Annotated in this window: 23 protein-coding genes and 1 pseudogene; 9 read left to right on the top strand and 15 right to left on the bottom strand. The window is 72.3% G+C overall.

Going from position 1 to position 16,575, the window contains the following annotated elements; genetic code table 11:
* Positions 1-65 precede the first annotated feature (65 nt).
* The 5 genes and pseudogenes from OG570_RS30815 to OG570_RS30795 all read left to right on the top strand — a co-directional run.
* Positions 66-302, top strand: a complete 237-nt coding sequence (locus OG570_RS30815) for a hypothetical protein (RefSeq protein ID WP_326950494.1) — start codon at positions 66-68, stop codon at positions 300-302.
* Positions 303-1,178 (top strand): AAA family ATPase, encoded by an 876-nt coding sequence (locus tag OG570_RS30810; RefSeq protein WP_326952607.1) that lies wholly within the window; start codon positions 303-305, stop codon positions 1,176-1,178. It abuts the gene before it with no gap.
* Complete coding sequence (locus OG570_RS30805) at positions 1,171-2,271, top strand: vWA domain-containing protein (protein WP_326952606.1); 1,101 nt, start codon at positions 1,171-1,173, stop codon at positions 2,269-2,271. The genes OG570_RS30810 and OG570_RS30805 overlap by 8 nt, the downstream gene beginning before the upstream one ends.
* Positions 2,268-2,657: a hypothetical protein gene (locus OG570_RS30800; protein WP_326952605.1), complete on the top strand. Its 390-nt coding sequence runs from the start codon at positions 2,268-2,270 to the stop codon at positions 2,655-2,657. The genes OG570_RS30805 and OG570_RS30800 overlap by 4 nt, the downstream gene beginning before the upstream one ends.
* Positions 2,636-2,968, top strand: a pseudogene (locus OG570_RS30795) (OsmC family protein); the annotation flags it as partial. The gene OG570_RS30800 and the pseudogene OG570_RS30795, both read left to right, overlap by 22 nt.
* Here OG570_RS30795 and OG570_RS30790 read toward each other — a convergent pair.
* Positions 2,917-4,128 (bottom strand): MFS transporter, encoded by a 1,212-nt coding sequence (locus OG570_RS30790; protein WP_326952604.1) that lies wholly within the window; start codon positions 4,126-4,128, stop codon positions 2,917-2,919. The pseudogene OG570_RS30795 and the gene OG570_RS30790 overlap by 52 nt on opposite strands.
* A 134-nt stretch (positions 4,129-4,262) precedes the next feature.
* Here OG570_RS30790 and OG570_RS30785 point away from each other — a divergent pair, with 134 nt between their 5' ends.
* Positions 4,263-4,475, top strand: coding sequence for a hypothetical protein (locus OG570_RS30785; protein WP_247052668.1), 213 nt, complete (start codon positions 4,263-4,265; stop codon positions 4,473-4,475).
* Between the two features lie 26 nt (positions 4,476-4,501).
* On the top strand, positions 4,502-4,681 hold the full coding sequence (locus tag OG570_RS30780; RefSeq protein WP_326952603.1) for a hypothetical protein: 180 nt from the start codon (positions 4,502-4,504) through the stop codon (positions 4,679-4,681).
* A gap of 373 nt (positions 4,682-5,054) precedes the next feature.
* On the opposite strand, the gene OG570_RS30775 is transcribed toward OG570_RS30780, so the two are convergent.
* Genes OG570_RS30775 through OG570_RS30725 form a run of 11 tightly spaced genes read right to left on the bottom strand, consistent with a single transcriptional unit; the run spans position 5,055 to position 11,876 of the window.
* Positions 5,055-5,399, bottom strand: coding sequence for a hypothetical protein (locus tag OG570_RS30775; RefSeq protein ID WP_326952602.1), 345 nt, complete (start codon positions 5,397-5,399; stop codon positions 5,055-5,057).
* Positions 5,396-5,644, bottom strand: a complete 249-nt coding sequence (locus tag OG570_RS30770; protein WP_326952601.1) for a hypothetical protein — start codon at positions 5,642-5,644, stop codon at positions 5,396-5,398. The genes OG570_RS30775 and OG570_RS30770 overlap by 4 nt, the downstream gene beginning before the upstream one ends.
* A 1-nt stretch (position 5,645) precedes the next feature.
* Complete coding sequence (locus tag OG570_RS30765; protein ID WP_326952600.1) at positions 5,646-5,888, bottom strand: hypothetical protein; 243 nt, start codon at positions 5,886-5,888, stop codon at positions 5,646-5,648.
* On the bottom strand, positions 5,885-6,112 hold the full coding sequence (locus tag OG570_RS30760; RefSeq protein ID WP_326952599.1) for a hypothetical protein: 228 nt from the start codon (positions 6,110-6,112) through the stop codon (positions 5,885-5,887). The genes OG570_RS30765 and OG570_RS30760 overlap by 4 nt, the downstream gene beginning before the upstream one ends.
* Positions 6,113-6,125: 13 nt before the next feature.
* Complete coding sequence (locus OG570_RS30755) at positions 6,126-6,380, bottom strand: hypothetical protein (RefSeq protein WP_326952598.1); 255 nt, start codon at positions 6,378-6,380, stop codon at positions 6,126-6,128.
* A gap of 9 nt (positions 6,381-6,389) precedes the next feature.
* The gene (locus OG570_RS30750) at positions 6,390-6,965 is read right to left on the bottom strand and encodes an SRPBCC family protein (RefSeq protein WP_326952597.1); all 576 of its coding nucleotides are present in this window, start codon (positions 6,963-6,965) and stop codon (positions 6,390-6,392) included.
* The gene (locus OG570_RS30745) at positions 6,959-7,861 is read right to left on the bottom strand and encodes an XdhC family protein (protein ID WP_326950505.1); all 903 of its coding nucleotides are present in this window, start codon (positions 7,859-7,861) and stop codon (positions 6,959-6,961) included. The genes OG570_RS30750 and OG570_RS30745 overlap by 7 nt, the downstream gene beginning before the upstream one ends.
* Positions 7,861-10,251, bottom strand: coding sequence for an aerobic carbon-monoxide dehydrogenase large subunit (locus OG570_RS30740; RefSeq protein WP_326952596.1), 2,391 nt, complete (start codon positions 10,249-10,251; stop codon positions 7,861-7,863). The genes OG570_RS30745 and OG570_RS30740 overlap by 1 nt, the downstream gene beginning before the upstream one ends.
* Positions 10,248-10,772, bottom strand: a complete 525-nt coding sequence (locus OG570_RS30735) for a (2Fe-2S)-binding protein (RefSeq protein WP_326952595.1) — start codon at positions 10,770-10,772, stop codon at positions 10,248-10,250. The genes OG570_RS30740 and OG570_RS30735 overlap by 4 nt, the downstream gene beginning before the upstream one ends.
* Complete coding sequence (locus OG570_RS30730) at positions 10,769-11,629, bottom strand: FAD binding domain-containing protein (RefSeq protein WP_326952594.1); 861 nt, start codon at positions 11,627-11,629, stop codon at positions 10,769-10,771. Before OG570_RS30730 ends, OG570_RS30735 begins: the two co-directional genes overlap by 4 nt.
* A gap of 19 nt (positions 11,630-11,648) precedes the next feature.
* Complete coding sequence (locus tag OG570_RS30725; RefSeq protein WP_326950509.1) at positions 11,649-11,876, bottom strand: hypothetical protein; 228 nt, start codon at positions 11,874-11,876, stop codon at positions 11,649-11,651.
* A gap of 219 nt (positions 11,877-12,095) precedes the next feature.
* On the opposite strand from OG570_RS30725, the gene OG570_RS30720 reads away from it, so the two are divergent.
* Both OG570_RS30720 and OG570_RS30715 read left to right on the top strand, forming a co-directional pair.
* Positions 12,096-12,374, top strand: coding sequence for a WhiB family transcriptional regulator (locus OG570_RS30720; RefSeq protein ID WP_247052696.1), 279 nt, complete (start codon positions 12,096-12,098; stop codon positions 12,372-12,374).
* A 149-nt stretch (positions 12,375-12,523) separates the two neighbouring features.
* A complete protein-coding gene (locus tag OG570_RS30715; protein ID WP_326952593.1) occupies positions 12,524-13,360 on the top strand; it encodes an alpha/beta fold hydrolase in 837 nt (278 codons plus the stop codon).
* Here OG570_RS30715 and OG570_RS30710 read toward each other — a convergent pair.
* The 3 genes from OG570_RS30710 to OG570_RS30700 form a co-directional block, all read right to left on the bottom strand.
* The gene (locus tag OG570_RS30710) at positions 13,317-14,060 is read right to left on the bottom strand and encodes a pyrimidine reductase family protein (protein WP_326960212.1); all 744 of its coding nucleotides are present in this window, start codon (positions 14,058-14,060) and stop codon (positions 13,317-13,319) included. The two genes, OG570_RS30715 and OG570_RS30710, sit on opposite strands and share 44 nt — an antisense overlap.
* Positions 14,057-14,926 carry a dihydropteroate synthase gene (folP, locus tag OG570_RS30705; protein WP_326950511.1) on the bottom strand — a complete coding sequence of 290 codons (870 nt, stop codon included), beginning with the start codon at positions 14,924-14,926 and terminating at the stop codon, positions 14,057-14,059. The genes OG570_RS30710 and folP overlap by 4 nt, the downstream gene beginning before the upstream one ends.
* A gap of 83 nt (positions 14,927-15,009) precedes the next feature.
* On the bottom strand, positions 15,010-16,569 hold the full coding sequence (locus OG570_RS30700; RefSeq protein WP_326952592.1) for a family 43 glycosylhydrolase: 1,560 nt from the start codon (positions 16,567-16,569) through the stop codon (positions 15,010-15,012).
* Positions 16,570-16,575: the final 6 nt, after the last annotated feature.

The raw sequence follows: 16,575 nt of genomic DNA, 5'->3' as shown, positions 1-16,575 counted from the left end.
ACCGCGGATAAGCGAACCATTAATCCGCGCCCCGGCCCAGCGTCCGACCGAGTTATCGTCCGCCCATGGACGAGCCCGGCGACGCGCTGAAGGTGTTCCGCGCGGTCTGGCGTGCCACCGGCCAGGCCGGCGACGACCTCGACCGCGGGCCCCAGAAATCCTGCAAGAGCATGGCGAACGTCGGTTTCGACCGGTTCGCCGAAGACGACGACCCGGCCGCCGCGTGGCGCGCCCGGCTCGCCCGCGAGGGCAAGCTCGGCGGCTCGACGGTCCGCGACCTCGTGCTCGGCCCGGACCGGTAGATGGACTACCCGGACACCGTCGCGGAGCTCACCGGGGCGTTGCGCGGCGGCGGTTACCTCGCCGACCGCGGCCTCGCCACCGCGTTGCTGGTGGCGATGTCGCTGCACCGGCCGCTGCTGCTGGAGGGCGAGGTCGGGGTCGGCAAGACCGAGCTGGCGCGCACCCTCGCCGCGGTCTTCGGAAAACGCCTGATCCGGCTCCAGTGCTACGAAGGCATCGACACCGCGCAGGCGCTCTACGAATGGGACTACGCGCGCCAGCTCCTGCAGATCCGGGCCCTGCCGGAGCGCGAGGCCGCCGGCGAGACGGCCGTCGACCAGCTCTTCGGGCCGAAGTTCCTGGTGGAGCGCCCGCTGCTGGCCGCCGTCCGCGCCGGTGCTGGGGCGGTGCTGCTGATCGACGAAATCGATCGCGCCGACGACGAGTTCGAGGCGTTCCTGCTGGAGCTGCTGGCCGACTTCCAGGTGACCATCCCGGAGATCGGCACGATCTCCGCGGCCACGCCCCCGGTCGTGCTGCTGACGTCCAACCGCACCCGTGAGCTGCACGACGCGCTGAAACGGCGCTGCCTGTACCACTGGATCGGCTACCCGGACACCGAGCGCGAAGCCGAGATCGTCCGGATCCGCGAGCCCGGCGTCGGAGAAGTGTTGACGCGCAAGGTGGTCGCGGCCGTGCACCGGCTCCGGGAGCTCGACCTGGCGAAGCCGCCGGGTGTCGCGGAGACCGTCGACTGGGCGCGGATGCTCACCTTCCTCGGCGCGGCGGACCTCGACCACGCGTCGGCCACCGACACCCTCGGCGCCGTCGTCAAGGACCGCGACGACCTCGACGTCGTGCGCGAGCACCTGGCGGAACTCACTTCCGGTGCCTGACCTGGCGCGGGTCCTCGTGGGGTTCGGGCGCGCGCTGCGGGACGAAGGGCTCGCGGTCGGCACCGGCGACATGCTCACCTTCTGCCGGGCGGCGGCCCGGCTCGACCCGGCCGACCTGGTCGACGTCTACTGGGCGGGCCGGCTGACGCTGGTGCGCCGCCGCGAGGACATCGCGCGCTACGACGTCGTCTTCCGCCGCTGTTTCCTCGACGCCGACGACGCGCCGCCCGAGTTCGCCACCCTCACCGCCACCCTGGAGTCCGCCGCCGTGCTCTCCCTGCCGGAGTCGGGGAACCCCGGGGAAGAACAGGAGACCCCGCATGCCGCCGGACTCGCCGCGTCCACTGTGGACAGCCTGCGGTACAAGGCGTTCGGCGCCTGCACCCCCGACGAGCTGGCGGCGATCCGCCGCATGACCGTCCGCCTGGGCTTGACGCCCCCGCGCCGGCGGACCCGCCGCAGCCGCCCCGCCCGCACCGGGCCGATCGCCGACCTGCGTGCCACCGTGCGCGAATCGCTGCGGCTGTCCGGCGAGCCGGCCCGGCTGCACCGGCGCCGCCGCCGCGTCCGGCCCCGGCCGTTGACCCTCGTGCTGGACGTCTCCGGGTCGATGGCGGACTACTCGCGCGCCCTGCTGCAGTTCGCGTACTCGGCGGGCCGGGCCACCCCGCACGTCGAGGTGTTCTGCTTCGGCACCCGGCTCTCGCGGATCACCGACGAGCTGCGCACCCGTGACGTCGACGAGGCCCTCGACCGCGCCGCGAAAGCCGTCTTCGACTGGGACGGCGGGACGCGGATCGGCGCGTCGCTGGCCGAGTTCGTCCGCACGTGGGGGCGGCGGGGACGGTGCCGCGGCGGCATCGTCGTCGTCTGCTCCGACGGCCTCGACCGCGGCGACCCCGACGTCCTGGCCCGCGCGGTGGAGCGGCTGGCCCGGCTGTGCCACCGTCTCGTGTGGACGAACCCGCACCCCGGCGGCGACTCGCTCGGCCTGAGCGTGGTGCGCCCGCACGTCGACGTCCTGGTCTCCGGCCAAGACCTGCGCGGCCTCGAGGAGCTGGCCGCGCTGCTGCCGGCGCTGGAGCGCTCGTGATCCGCCTCGGCACCGCGGCGGGCTACCCGTTCGACGGCCCCCGGCTGCTCGGCGGCTGGACCCCGCCCGCGGCCCCGGCCGTCTACGCGATCCTCTGCCGCCCCGACGCCGAGGCGCGCCCCGGCCGCTACGCCGTGATCTACGCCGGGCAGGCCGACGACCTCGCCGCCGCGGGCCTGCCGTTCCGGCACCCGCGGGCGCCGTGCTGGATCTCGCGGGCGGGTTCGCGGTGGAAAGTGCACATCTGCACGTACGATCCGCCGGGCGGGCTGCGGTCGCACCGCGAGCAGATCGTGCGCGAGCTCGCGGCGGTGTACCGGCCGCGCTGCAACCGCGAACGGTACGAACACGCCTGGGAGGACGAATGGATCGGGCACAGCCGGTGACACCGGCGTTCGAGGTCGTGGCCGGGGCGGGTTCGCTGCGCAGCGTCAGCGGGGTGACGTTCCCGCACCGGTGGACGCCCGCGGGGGTGAGCGTCGAGACGGACTTCACCGGCGGCCACCTGCTCAACCTCGCCGCCGCGGGGTGCGTCCTCAACGACCTGTACCGCGAGGCGGAACCCCTGGGCGTCGAGCTGACCGGCGTCCGCGTGACGGCCGGCGGCGGCTTCGACACCGAGACCTGGGCGTCCACCGGGATCAGCTACCGGGTCGAGCTGGACTCCCCCGCGTCGGCCGAGGAGCTGGACCGGCTGCTGGCGGCGGTCGACGCCGTCGCCGAGATCCCGCGCGCGCTGCGGGCCGGGGCGACGGTGCGCCGCGTGCCCTGAACCGTCACGGCCGCGACCACCGCGACCAGGGCGCCGCCCACCATCACGGCCGGGACCGACAGCGCGTCCACCACGAACCCGCCGGCCAGCGCGCCCGCCGAGAGCGTCGCCTGGAAGGACGCCGTGAACACGACGGTCGCCGCCTCCGGGGCGTCCGGGGCCGCGCGGGCGAACCACGTCTGCGAGCAGACCGGCACCGCGCCGTAGCCGAGGCCCCACACGACGAGCAGCGGGAACGCGCCGATCGGGCCGGCGAACGGCAGCGCCGCGGCGGCCACGGCGATGAGGAGCGCCGCCGCGGTGAAGGTGACCGGGAGGCGGCGGGTGCCGGCGAGGAACGTCCCGGCGATCCCGGCCGCGCCGTAGACCAGGAGGTACGCGCTGGTCAGGCCGGGACTGAGCAGGGCCGTCACGTAGGTGTAGGTGCCGAAGTGCGCCAGGACGACGAGGAACGTCACCGCGAGTCCACTTCGGACACCCGACCGGCGGAGCAGGTTCTTGAGGACGGCCGCCCGGGTCACGGTGCCGGGTGGCAGCGACGGCACGAACGCCAGCAGCGCGGCGAAGGCGGCCAGGCTCAGCACGGCGAGCAGGAGGAACGCCGTCCGCCAGCCGGCGAGCTGCCCCACGAGGGTGCCGAGCGGCACGCCGAGCACCGAGCCGAGCGGGACGGCGGCGAAGATCACGGACGTCGCGCGGGCGGTGTTCGCGGGGGCGAGCCGCGGCGCGAGGCCGGCGCCGATCGACCAGAACCCGCCGATGACCAGGCCGACGAGGAACCGCGCGAGGAGCAGCACCCAGAACGCGGGCGCGGCGGCGGTGAGAAAGCCGGAGACGGCGAGCAGGAGCATCAGCGCGGCGAGCATCGGCCGCCGGTCGAGCCGTTTTGTCGCGACGGTGACGACGGGCGCCGCGACGGCCGCGACGAACCCGGGCATGGTCATCGTCCAGCCTGCGACCCCGGCCGAGACGCCGAAGCCGTCCGCGATCGGCGTCAGCAGCCCGATCGGGAGGATCTCGGTGGTGACGATGGCGAAGATCCCGAGCGTCACGGCGGCGACGGCGCGGGGGTGGCGTGCGGTCATGATCGCCAGTAGACGGGCCCGGGGTCCGCGGGCGCCGGCGGTTTCGCGACAACTCGGGTGACGTCGGATTCCCGCCGGTTTGATCACCGGGGGTTCGGGGCAGTTCAGCGGGCAGACCCGACCGAGGAGGTTCGATGGCCACACGCTGGCACGTCATCCCGCGGACCACGCCGCTCTGCTGGCTCAGCATGGCGGCCGGCGTCCTGCTGCTGGTGTCGAGCATCGTCACGCTGTCGACGTCCGCCGCGCGGATGCCGGCCCTGGAGATCATCGTGGCGGTGCTGGCGGTGGTCCTGATCGTCTGCGCCGCGCTGGGGCTGGCGAAACCGCAGCTCAGGGGCCGTTGAGTCTTGTTGTCGATCGAGGAGTCGCCGTGACCGATCAGCCCGCAGGCGAAGCACAGCTCGCCGAGGTCCGGGAAAGCATCAAGGAAGCCAAGGAGGCCGCCGAGCAGGCGGAACACACCGGCATCGCCGACGCCACGCCGGACAAGGCGGAAGCCGCCGAGGACGGCGGCGAAGGGGACGCCGAAGAGGCAGCGGACACGGACTGAGGATCGCTCCGAGCGTGTCCGGTCGCGACCGGACACGCTCGACGAGCGCTAGCCCGGCCACCGGCGGGTGGTTGTGCGGCGGTGTGTGGTCGTCTTCCTTGGGGTCACCGTTGTCGTGTGGGCTCGGGTTGTCCGGTCGTCCGGGGCCGTTGTCGTGGTCACCGGAGGCGTTGTCGTGGAGACAGACTGAGTCACCGTCGATTCCGTTGTGGACGGAACCGATGTCGTCGACTGTTGCACCACCTGACCGTTTCCCGACCGGCCACTGCCGCAGGCGGCGAGGACCACTCCCGCCGTCAGCACCAGGCCGCACCACCACACTCGCATCGCCGGGACGCTACCAGCGCATCCCGCGCGAAAGGGGCGAAACGGCTCAACGCGGTGCGAAGCCGACGGCGTCGTGCAGGCGGGAGCGGCGGGTGCCCGATGCCGGACGGGCCACTGCGGCGGCCGGTGCCGGGGCGGCCCGGACGATGTCCTCCGCCATTCCGTACAGCAGCGGCAGCGCGCCCGCCACCACTGCCCCCGTCCGGTTGATGTGCGTGACGCCCGGGACGATCAGCGCCGCGTGGCCGTTGATCGTGCGCACCGTCTCCGCGCACTCCTCCAGGTTCGTCGCGATCCGGGCCAGCAGCGATCCTACCCACCACAGGTAGAACGCCAGGCCCGCGATCAGCAGCACGATGTCCAGCACCGTCAAGACGACCAGCAGCGTCATGTCCGGGCCCTCCCCAGGAACAGGTGGTGCTCCAGGCCTTCCGCGAGCACGGCGTCCACTCGCGACGCCGTCTGCGGGATCAACGACGTCGACGCCGTGTTCGCCGCGGCCGCAGCCAGGGTGTCGCGCACCGCCACCACCCGGCGGTCGATCACCCGGACCAGCACGATCAGCACGCTCAGCAGCGCCGCCACCGCGAGCACCACCACGAAACCGGCGATCACCGCCACCCACCACGACGTCATGTCAGCCTCCCAGCCTGGTCCGGCCGCGCCGCAGCCCGGCGACGATCACTTCGGCGTGCTCGATGGTCGCGCTCAGCTCCGCGAGCGGCGCCGTGTTGCGGACAGCGTCGCGCAGAGCGCCGTCGATCAGCGGGGCCTCGCGCCCGATCGACCTGGCCAGCAGCAGGATCGGCACCACCAGCGCGACGACGACCAGCACGACCACGATCCCGATCGCGAACCCCACCACCCAGCCGGTGCTCACACCGACTCGCAGAAGTCGCGGACGGGCTTGAGGTTCGCGTTGACCGAGGCGAGCGCGCCCGGCACCGGCGCGGTCCGGTCGGCGACCACCCGCACGCCGCCGGTGACGGCGCGGAGCGTGTCGCGGACGTGTCGCAAGTGGAGGATCACCCGCAGCAGCCCGACGGCGGCGAACAGGATGATCAGCGCGGCGATGGCCAGGGTGAACCAGGCGACGACCGGCATCACGGAACTCCTTTCAGCCCAGCAGTTTCGCGACGCTGCCCGCGTACCGGGTGGCGCCGACGGCGACTTCGCCGATGGTCCGGCCGGTCTGGGCGAGCGCCGCCGGCACCGGCTCCAGCTGCCCGGCCAGCTCGACGCCGCCCACGAGGATCGCGTCGGTGGCCGCGCGGATCCGTTCGCACGCGGCCAGGACGCGATTCAGCAGCGCGATCACCACCGGCAGCACGACGAGCAGCAGCACGGCGTTGCCGATCCACCACAGGACCATGTCTCCTCCTCAGACCGACGAGCTCGGATAGGGCAGGAAGAACCGGCGGAACACGCGTCTCAGCGCCATGAGCGTCGCCTGCAGGCCGATGCTGAACCCGCGCGCCGGGGCCGCGCCGGCGACCTCTTCGCCGCGTTCGGCGTGGTCGATGCCGCGCTGCAGGTTGGCCGCGAAGTCGCGCATCAGCACGGAGGTGACGTCGGCGATCATGCCGCGCCCGTACTGCGCCGCCGCGCCGGAGACCTGCAGGTCCTGGGTGACGTGCACGCGTGTCACGCCGCCGGCCGACGTCAGCCGGGCGGTGACGGTCATGCTCGCCTGGCCGCGGCCCTTCTCGTCGGCGCCTGCCGCGTCGACGACGATGCGCTTCGCGGCGTCATCCCGGGAAGCGATCTTCGCCGTGCCGCCGAACTTCAGCGCCACCGGTCCCATGCGGACACTCACGCGGCCCTCGTACGCCTCGTCGCCCAGGTCCTCGGTCAGCTCGGCGCCGGGCAGGCACGCGGCCACCTTCGGGACGTCGTCGAAGAACCGCCAGACCTTGTCGATCGGCTGCCCGACCGCGAACTCGTTCTCGATCAGCATCGGCTCTCCTTCTTCGCGTACGCGGCCGGGTCCCGGCGGAACGCGTCGCGGCACCCGGCGCAGCAGAAGTAGTACGCGACACCGTCGCACTCGACCGGGTCGCGCCGGGCCACGGTCATCCCGCACACCGGGTCCACGGCCTCCTCGGCGACGCGCTCGACGACCCGCACCGGACGCGCCGCCGCGCGCAGCCGGACCAGTTCGGCGAGCACGGCGACCGCGATCTCCCGGTGCTCGACCGCGCCGAGGTCGACGCCGGCGGGCACCTGGACGCGGGCGAGCCGGTCGGCGGGCACCCCGCGGTCGGCGAGGTAGCCGAGCACCGCCTCGCCCCGCTTGCGCGAACCCACCAGCCCGACGTACGCGGGGTTCCGCGTCAGCGCGCGTTCCAGCGTCTCCTCGTCGTTGTGGCCCTGGGTCGCGACGACCACGTAGGACCGTTCGGTCACCGAAGCCAAGTCTTCGCTCAGCTCCGCCCGCCAGCCCAGCGCCGTCGCCAGCGCGACCAGCGTGTGCGCCAGCGGCGAGCGGCCGGCCACCACGAGGTGCGGCGCCGGGACGACCGGCTCGACGTAGATCTCCAGCGCGCCTTCGCTCTGGCACGAGATCGGCACGACGGTCATCCCGTCGGGCACCGACCCGAACCGGTCCGGCGTGCCGAGCAACAGCAGCCGCGGGGTGCCCTCGGCCAGCGCCTGCCGGGCCTCCCGCAGCACCACGGGTTCGGCGCAGGCGCCGCCGATCCAGCCGTGCAGCTCGCCGTCCTCGGTGACGATCGCGCGGCAGCCCTCCTTGCCCGACGACGGGCCTTCGCGCCACACGACCGTCGCGAGCGCGAACGCCTCGCCGCGGCGGGCCCGGTCGCCTGCCTCCGCCAGCACGTCCCAGCCGTCCATCAGTCGTCCGTCCGGACCGGCGGCACGCCCGAGACGTCCCGGCCGGTCCGCAGCGCCTGCCACACGCGGTCCGGCAGCAGGGGCATGTCGATGTTGCGGATGCCGGTGCCGTCGAGCGCGTCCATGACGGCGTTGACGAACGCCGCCGGCCCGCCGACCGCCGCGCACTCGCCGATGCCCTTGGCGCCGATCGGGTGGTGCGGTGACGGCGTGACGACCTCGCTGTGCAGCTCGAACCCCGGCGTCTCCCACGCGGTCGGCAGCAGGTAGTCCATGTAGTTCGAGCCGACGCAGTTGCCTTCCTCGTCGAAGGTGATGAACTGCATGTTCGACATCGCGTACGCCTCGGTGAGGCCCCCCATGATCTGCCCCTCGACGATCATCGGGTTGATGCGGACGCCGCAGTCGTCGACCGCGACGAGGTTCAGCACGTCCCACACGCCGCTCTCCGGGTCGACCTCGACGGTCGCGATGTAGACGGCGAACGGCCAGGTCAGGTTGGGCGGGTCGTAGTAGGCGTGGTTCTCGAGCCCCGGTTCCATCCCGTCGGGCATGTTCGAGTACGCGGCCATCGCGCACTCCTGGATGGTGACGCCGCGGTCGGGCACGCCGCGGACGTAGAACCGGCCCAGCTCCCACTCGACGTCCTCTTCGGACACTTCGAGCAGGTGCGCCGCGAGTTTCCGCGCCTTGGCCCGGATCTTGCGCGACACCATCGAGATCGCCGCGCCGCCGACCGGCGTGCTGCGGGAGGCGTAGGTGCCCATCCCGAACGGCGCGGTGTCGGTGTCGCCCTCCTCGACCGTGACGTCCTCGGCCGGGATGCCCAGCTCGTGGCTGACGATCTGCGCCCACGTCGTCTCGTGGCCCTGGCCCTGGCTCTTCGTCCCGACGCGCAGCAGCGCCTTGCCGGTGAGGTGCACCCGCAGCTCGGCGGAGTCGAACATCTTGATGCCGAGGATGTCGTACTCGCGGCTGTTGCCGGCGCCCAGCGGCTCGGTCATCGTCGAGATGCCGATGCCCAGCAGGCGGCCGCGTTTGCGCGCTTCTTCCTTCCGCTTCAGGAAGTCCTCGTAGCCGATCGCCTTCAGGCCGACGTCGAGGCACTTCTCCGGCTGGCCGGAGTCGACGAGGAAACCGAACGGCGTCCGGTACGGGAACTGGTCCGCGCGCACGAAGTTGCGGCGCCGGAACTCCGCCGGGTCGATGCCGAGGTCCTTCGCCGCCTGGTGCACCATGCGTTCCTGGAAGAACATCGCCTCGGTGACGCGGAACGAGCACCGGTAGGCGACGCCGCCGGGCGCCTTGTTCGTGTAGACGCCGCGCGCGGTGAGGTGTGCGGCCGGGATGTCGTAACAGGCGAACGCCGAGTGCAGCAGGCCGATCTTGAACTTGCTCGGCTGGGCGTCGGCGAAGAACGCGCCGTGGTCGGCGTCGGCGTGGATGCGGACGCCGAGGATCTTGCCGTCCTCGCGCAGCGCCAGCTCGCTGTCGAGGTACATGTCGCGGGCGAACCCGGTGGAGATGAGGTTGCCGGACTTGTCCTCGATCCACTTGACGGGGCGTTCCAGCAGGATCGAGCACAGGATCGAGCAGACGTACCCCGGGTACACCGGCACCTTGTTGCCGAAGCCGCCGCCGATGTCCGGCGACACGATCCGGATCATGTGCTCGGGCAGCTCGGCGATCATCGCGACGGCGGCGCGGACGATGTGCGGCGCCTGCGTGGTCATGTAGACGGTCAGCTTCTGCGTCGCGCGGTCGTAGTCGGCGACCGACGCGCAGCACTCGATCGGCGACGGGTGCGAGCGCGGGTAGTGCAGGCGCAGCTTGGAGATCCGGTCCGCGCTCGCGAACGCGCGGTCGGTGCCGGTCTTGTCCCCCACTTCCCAGTGGTAGACGACGTTGCCGTCCTGGCCGGCCTTGTCGTCGCGGATCACCGGGGCGTCCGCGGCGAGCGCCTGCTCCGGGTTGACGACCACCGGCAGCGGCTCGTACTCGACGTCGATCGCGTCGCAGGCGTCCTTGGCGATGTACGGGTCGTCGGCGACGACGCAGGCGACCTCCTGGCCCTGGAACCGGACCTTGTCGGTGGCCAGCACGGCCTGGGTGTCGTACGACAGCGTCGGCATCCACGCGAGGTTGCGCGTCGCGGCCATGTCGCCGGTGAGCACGAGGTGGACGCCGGGGATCTCCCACGCCTTGCTGGTGTCGATCGACTTGATCCGCGCGTGCGCCATCGGGCTGCGCAGGATCTCCATGTGCAGCATGCCAGGCAGCACGATGTCGTCGGTGTAGCGGCCCTGGCCGCGGATGAATCGGCTGTCCTCGACGCGCTTGCGGCTCGCGCCGATGCCGCCGATCCCGACCTCGTCGAGTGCCTTCGTCACTGGTCTTCCTTCCGCAGTTTCGCGGCGGCCCAGAGCACCGACTTGACGATGTTCTGGTACCCGGTGCACCGGCAGAGGTTGCCCGACAGGGCCCAGCGGACGTCCTCTTCGGACGGATCGGGTTCGCGGTCCAGCAACGCTTTCGCGGCGAGCATCATGCCGGGCGTGCAGAACCCGCACTGCAGGCCGTGCTCCTCGCGGAAGCCCTCCTGCACCGGGTGCAGCTCGCTGGCCGACGCCAGGCCTTCGACGGTGGTCACCTCGTGGCCGTCGGCCTGCACGGCGAGCATCGTGCAGGACTTCACCGGCGTGCCGTCGACGAGCACGGTGCAGGCTCCGCAGCTGGTCGTGTCGCAGCCCATGTGCGTGCCGGTGAGGCGCAGCCCCTGCCGCAGCAGGTGCGACAGCAGCAGCCGCGGCTCGCACTCGATGACCCTGCGGCGGCCGTTCACGGTCACCGTGATCCGGCGTTCGGGCACGCCCGCGGCCGGTTCGTCGCGGACTTCGTGCACGAGGCTCATCGGGTGGTCCCTTCCAGTGCGCGCACCACGAAGGTGTGCACCATGTGCCGCTTGTACGCGGCGCTGCCGCGGTGGTCGGACTTCGGCCGGGCGGCCGCCGCGGCGAGCGTCGCCGCCTCTTCGATCGTCTCGGCGGTCAGCGGTCCGCCGACGAGCGCCGCGGCCGCGTCGGCGCACTCGATGGTGGCGCCGCCGACGCCGGTGAGCGCGATCCCAGCCCGGCCGACCCGGCCGTCGGGGGTGGTGTCGACGGCGACCGCGACGCCGACCGTCGCGAAGTCGCCGACCCGGCGTTCCAGCTTGAGGTAGCCACCCGACGGCGTCCCGCGCGGCGCGGGGATGACGGCCTCGACGGCGATCTCGTCCGGGGCCAGGGCGTTCTGGAACGGGCCGAGCACGAACTCGCGGGCCGGGATGCTCCGCCGTCCGCCCGGCCCGGCCGCGACGATCGAGCCGTCGAGGGCCAGCACCACCGACGCCCAATCGCCCTGCGGGTCGGCGTGGCACAACGACCCGACGAGCGTGCCGCGGTTGCGGACGATCGGGTCGGCGATGAGCGGCGCCGCGGCGGCCATGGTCGGCTGGGTGTCGCGCAGCAGGTCCGACCGTTCCAGCGTCACGTGCCGGCAGAGCGCGCCGACGTGCAGGTTTCCGGCGTCGTCGACCTCGTGGTGGTCGAGCCCCGGGAGGTTGTTGATGTCGACGAGCAGCGCGGGCGCGGCGAAGCGGAGCTTCATCAGCGGCACCAGGCTCTGCCCGCCGGCGAGGACCTTCGCCTCGTCGCCGTGCTCGCGCAGCAGGCCGAGCGCCTCGTCGAGCTCGCGCGGGGCCTCGTAGGAGAACCGGCTCGGGTACATGGGCGTCAGTCCTCCGTCCTCAGTCCTCGTCCGGGACGGCGACCGGCAGGGTGTCCTCCTCGGGCTCCGGCCGCGGCCGCTGGTGCGGCGGCCACGGCCCCGCGACGGGCTGCCCGGCCACCTTGAGGAACCCGATCAGCTGGGGCCACGCCCAGACGGTCGGGCCCGGCCCTTCCTTCGGCGCGTTCTCGACGAGTTCGTACAGCCGCGGGTTGCCCCGGCTGTGCCCGTCGGACTCGATCCGCATGCCGCGTACCCGCTTCCGCCGTCGATCAGGTGATCGGATGGTCCCCCCGGGGGACACGCAGGGCAACGAGCGAATAACCCTTCGCTTAACCGTCGAGGCCGGCCGTGGCGTACCACACGTGGGTGATCTTCGTGGTGGCGTGGGTGATCAGCGCGGATACCGGGTAACCGCCGCTTGGTGGCCGGTTCGCGGCCCGAAATTCGAGGGGATGTGGTCCCGGTGTCCGAAGTGTCCCGGCTTCCGGTGGTCGTCAGCGAGAACTGGGATTGGCAGATGCGCGGGGCGTGCCGGGGGATGGACGCCGGTGTGTTCTTCCACAGCGACAACGAACGCGGGATGGCGCGCAAGCGCCGCGAAGACCTCGCCAAGCAGATCTGCGCGAGCTGCCCGGTGCGCCTGCAGTGCCTCGACCACGCCGTCGCGGTGCGGGAGACGCACGGCATCTGGGGTGGGCTCGGCGAAGGCGAGCTGCGTCAGCTGATCGCCACCCGGATCTGACTCAGCTGCTGGATCTCAACGATCAAGCACCGCGCCCGGGCGTCCTTCGTGACGGGCGTCGTGCAACCGGTCACCGGGGGGACAGCGGTCTGATCGGCGTGTCAGGACGGCGTCAGGGCCGTGTCAGGCGAGCCGCCGACAGTCGCCTCATGACAACGAACAGCACGACCTGGTCCGGCATGGTGGCGATCGACGACACGGCCCTGGCGGTCACCGACACCGGCGGTCCCGGCATCCCCGTGGTCTACCTCAACGGCCAGTTCGCCACCCAGGGTTACTGGCGCCGGGTCGTCGCCGAGCTCGGCGACGGCTTCCGGCACATCACCTACGACGAGCGGGCGCGCGGCAAGTCGAAGCGCTCGGGCGACTACTCCTTCGAGGTCGCCGTCCGGGACGTCGACGCCGTGCTCGCCGCTCGGGGCGTGGACCGGGCGCTGGTGGTCGGCTGGTCCTACGGCGCGCTGGTCGGCGCGCACTGGGCCGCGCGGAACCCGGAACGCGCGATCGGCGCGGTCCTGGTCGACGGCGCCTTCCCGTACGACTGGCTCGACGACGCCATGGAGCAGCGGATCCGCAAGCTGTTCAAGCGGATGAGCTGGTTCCTGCCGCTGCTGCGCCCCACCGGCCTGGCCCCGCGGATGAGCGCCGAGCAGCAGGCCGAGAGCAACATCGAGGTCGGCGTGCTCTCCCGCGAACGCGAGCTGGGCCCGGTGCTCGACGCGATCACGGTCCCGACGCGGTTCGTGGTCGCGTCGGGGACGTCGCTGGGCAGCCGCGGCGACGAGCAGGAGCGGATCCGCGCCGGGCTTGACGCCGCGGTCGCCCGCAACCCGCACATCGAGGTGAGCGCGAAGGTCACCAGCAACCACGGCGCGATCCTGCGCAAGGACTTCGGCGCGGTCGCCGGAGCCGTCCGCGAGGTCGCGGGCACGCGGACCGGCCTTACGGCACCAGGTAGCGCGTCAGGAGACTCGACCCGTCGGTGAGCACGGTGCCGAGGTCCAGCTTCAGCGGGTCGAAGGCACCGCCGACGGCGGCCCGGTCCGCCGTTCCGGCCACCAGGAACGGCGCGACCGTCAGCCGGAACTCATCGACCAGGCCCGCCTCGGCCAGCGACGCGAACAGCCGGGGCCCGCCTTCGCAGTCGATCCGGTGGAGACCACGCTCGGTCAGGGCGGCCACGGCGAGGTCGAGCGCGACGTGCTCCTCCCCCGCGACGATCACGTCGGCCCCCGCCGCGACCCAGGCGTCACGCTGGTCCTCCGGCGTCCGCTCGCTGGTGATGACGATGGTCGGCACAGCGGCGCCGGTGATCACGGGCGCGTCGGGCGGCAGGCTGCGGCCGGTGGTGACGACGGCGATCGGCGGGACCGGCTCGAGGCCGTGGCGCCGGCGGCGGTCCGCGGTCTCCTCGTCCGGGTGGACGCCGTCGAACTCCTCGACCACCGCGGTCCCGGCGCCGAGCAGGACGACGTCGGCGAGGTCGCTGCCCAGCTTGAACACGACCCGGTCGGGCTCGGTCGACAGCGGGCGCGAGCGGCCGGCGACGGTGATCGCGCCGTCCGTGCTCGACACGAAGTTGACGACCAGCCACTTCGCGACGTCGGGGAAGCGGTAGAGGGCTTCGAGGTCGTCCCGCCCGATTTCGCGGACGCTCTCGGGCGGCCAGATCTGCTGGAGTTTCACAGCCACCGCACCGCGTTCTTCGGCGGCCGGGTGCCGACGATGCTCGCGATCATCTCGACCACGTGCCGCGTCTCGCGGACCTGGTGCGCCCGGAACATCGCGGCGCCGTGCGCGGCCGCGAGCGCGGTGGCGGCCAGCGTCCCGGTGACCCGGTCGTCCATGCCGACGTCGAGCGTCTCGCCGACGACGCCCTTGTTGGACAGCGCCATCAGCACCGGCCACCCGGTGGCCACCAGCTTGTCGACGTTGCGCAGCACGGCCAGCGACTGGTGGGTGTTCTTCGAGAAGTCGATGCAGGGGTCGATCATGATGCCCTCGCGCGGGACGCCGCGCTCGACCGCGCGCTCGGCGAGTGCGGTCGTGTCGGCGATCACCGACGCGACGACGTCGTCGTAGACCGGCTTCACCGGGTCGGTGCGCGGGTCGAGACCGTCGGTGTGGGCGCAGATGTAGCCCGCGCCGTGCTCCGCGGCGACGTCCAGGATCTCGGCGTCGTAGGCGGCCCAGTTGTCGTTGATCAGGTCCGCGCCGGCGCGGCAGACGGCGTCGGCGACCTCGGCGCGGTAGGTGTCGACGCTGATCACGACGTCCGGGAAGTGCTCGCGGGCCCACGCCACGGTCGGGACGACCCGGGCGATCTCCTCCTTGACGGTGACCTCGGGGCCCGGGCTGGCCGGCACGCCGCCGATGTCGATCACGGCGGCGCCGTCGTCGAGCACCCGGCCGATCGCCGCCTGCGCCCGCTCCTCCTCGAACGTCACCCCGTTGTCGTAGAACGAGTCCGGGGTCCGGTTGACGATCGCCATCACCAGCGCGTTGTCGCTGGTGAGGCGCCGTCCCCGGAAGACGAGGTCGTGGATCGGCATGCGGTTCTCTCCTGTGCGGGACCGGCGGCGTGGTCGTCCCCGAGCATAGGCGATCATCGTTCTCCCGCCGTGCCCTCTCACGCTCAGCCGACGCTGGTGGAGAACTTCAGCGACCGGCCCGGCTCCGCGCGGAACGTCACGCCGTGGTCGTTGCTGTAGGCCTCGCCGCCGCCCGGGTAGGGGCTGGAGTCGTTGTACTCCAAGCCGTAGCAGCCGGTGGTGGTCGCCGAGCGGACCAGCAGCCCGTAGCGTTTCCCGGCCGTCACGGCGATGCCCGGCGTCACCGTGACCGCGCGCGGGGACCACCCGATCGACGTCGCCGGCACGACGGTCGTGCTCAGCGCGGCGCCGGTCGGCTGGAACTCCTCCGTCGCGGCGTAGACGCCGATTTCGAGGCCCGCGCCGGGGTTTCCGGCCTGGAAGCTCGTGTACGAGACGGCGGACAGCGTGCCGCCGCGGCTCGGGACGAACGTCTGGAACCGGGCGACGCCGGCGCCGACGTCGCAGTAGGTCCGGAAGCCGGCGACGCCGTCGGCCTGGTCCACGCCGGGCGGCGGGTCCTGGTGCCCGGCCGACCCGGTGGCGAGGTCCAGCGAGAAGGAGTTCCGGCAGGTCATCGGCGCGATCGCGCCCGTGGCGGTGAACTCGAGCGGCGCCCAGTAGTAGTTGGCGAGAGCTTCGTTGCGCTGCCCGTTGTTCCAGAGGTCGCTGGCGTAGACGTAGGCGGTGCCCGACGTCGTCGGGAGCGCCGAGACGAACGCCGGCTGCCCGCCGCACGAGTCCTGGCTGATCTTCACCGGCGCCGACCACGGCCCCAGCGGGTTCGCCGCCGTCCGGTACGACGTGCCGGTGCCCGCGCAGTAGCCGCAGTTCGGGTCGGAGTAGGTCAGGTAGTAGACGCCGTTCCGCTTGAACAGGGCGGGCGCTTCGGTCTGGCTCTGGCCGAGCCGCGTGTAGGCGCCGGTACCGGTCAGGTAATTCGCGGCGAGGCGCTCCACGACGATGTCGCCGCCTGCCCGCCAGTCGGTGTAGGCGAGGTAGGCGGTGCCGTCGGTGTCGACGAAGACGTCGTGGTCGCCGTTGTTGACCCCGCCCGCCGGCGCGTTGTTGTTCACCGCGAGCGTCGGCACCGGGGCTTCGGTGAACGGGCCGGCCGGGTTCGCGCTGGTGAGGACCCGGAAGCCGACGCTGTTGTCGTAGACGTTGACCCAGAGCACGTACTTGCGGGTGGCCGCGTCGTAGCCGACGTGCGGCCGGAAGCAGCCGTAGGTGGCGCCGTTGCAGCGGGTCTGCCAGACGCCGGTGGCGTCGAAGAGCCGGCCCCGGTCGGTCCAGTGCACGAGGTCGGGCGAGGTGTAGACCTTGAACCCGCAGAACGGCGAACTCGTCGCCTGCCAGGCGAAACCGCAGTCGTAGCTGGTGCCGTAGAGGTAGTACGTACCGCCGAAGAGGGCGATCTCGCCGTCGTGCGCGTCGACCGCGTCACCTCGCGTGTCGAACCGGACGACCTGGTTTCCCTGCGCGTCGAAGTTGGTGACGGTCGTGGTGAACGCGCGTGCTTCGGCGGGGGCGGACAGCGTCACCGCCAGTACCGCCGCCAGCACGAGGGTGATCGCGGACCGGAGCCTGCGGGTGCCTGTCATCGTGCC

The organism is Amycolatopsis sp. NBC_01286, from assembly GCF_035982555.1.
In the GTDB taxonomy this organism is placed as follows: domain Bacteria; phylum Actinomycetota; class Actinomycetes; order Mycobacteriales; family Pseudonocardiaceae; genus Amycolatopsis.
Note: the sequence above shows the minus strand (reverse complement) of the source record. Positions and strands in the feature narration are given on the sequence as shown.

Bases quoted from the DNA above. Each gene is read 5' to 3' on its own strand.
- OG570_RS30790 (WP_326952604.1), bottom strand. From the start codon at position 4,128: ATGACCGCACGCCACCCCCGCGCCGTCGCCGCCGTGACGCTCGGGATC.
- OG570_RS30775 (WP_326952602.1), bottom strand. From the start codon at position 5,399: ATGACGCTGCTGGTCGTCTTGACGGTGCTGGACATCGTGCTGCTGATC.
- OG570_RS30715 (WP_326952593.1), top strand. From the start codon at position 12,524: ATGACAACGAACAGCACGACCTGGTCCGGCATGGTGGCGATCGACGAC.
- OG570_RS30770 (WP_326952601.1), bottom strand. From the start codon at position 5,644: ATGACGTCGTGGTGGGTGGCGGTGATCGCCGGTTTCGTGGTGGTGCTC.
- OG570_RS30735 (WP_326952595.1), bottom strand. From the start codon at position 10,772: ATGAGCCTCGTGCACGAAGTCCGCGACGAACCGGCCGCGGGCGTGCCC.
- OG570_RS30745 (WP_326950505.1), bottom strand. From the start codon at position 7,861: ATGGACGGCTGGGACGTGCTGGCGGAGGCAGGCGACCGGGCCCGCCGC.
- OG570_RS30810 (WP_326952607.1), top strand. From the start codon at position 303: ATGGACTACCCGGACACCGTCGCGGAGCTCACCGGGGCGTTGCGCGGC.
- OG570_RS30755 (WP_326952598.1), bottom strand. From the start codon at position 6,380: ATGGTCCTGTGGTGGATCGGCAACGCCGTGCTGCTGCTCGTCGTGCTG.
- folP (WP_326950511.1), bottom strand. From the start codon at position 14,926: ATGCCGATCCACGACCTCGTCTTCCGGGGACGGCGCCTCACCAGCGAC.
- OG570_RS30815 (WP_326950494.1), top strand. From the start codon at position 66: ATGGACGAGCCCGGCGACGCGCTGAAGGTGTTCCGCGCGGTCTGGCGT.
- OG570_RS30785 (WP_247052668.1), top strand. From the start codon at position 4,263: ATGGCCACACGCTGGCACGTCATCCCGCGGACCACGCCGCTCTGCTGG.
- OG570_RS30700 (WP_326952592.1), bottom strand. From the start codon at position 16,569: ATGACAGGCACCCGCAGGCTCCGGTCCGCGATCACCCTCGTGCTGGCG.
- OG570_RS30760 (WP_326952599.1), bottom strand. From the start codon at position 6,112: ATGCCGGTCGTCGCCTGGTTCACCCTGGCCATCGCCGCGCTGATCATC.
- OG570_RS30725 (WP_326950509.1), bottom strand. From the start codon at position 11,876: ATGCGGATCGAGTCCGACGGGCACAGCCGGGGCAACCCGCGGCTGTAC.
- OG570_RS30730 (WP_326952594.1), bottom strand. From the start codon at position 11,629: ATGTACCCGAGCCGGTTCTCCTACGAGGCCCCGCGCGAGCTCGACGAG.
- OG570_RS30750 (WP_326952597.1), bottom strand. From the start codon at position 6,965: ATGCTGATCGAGAACGAGTTCGCGGTCGGGCAGCCGATCGACAAGGTC.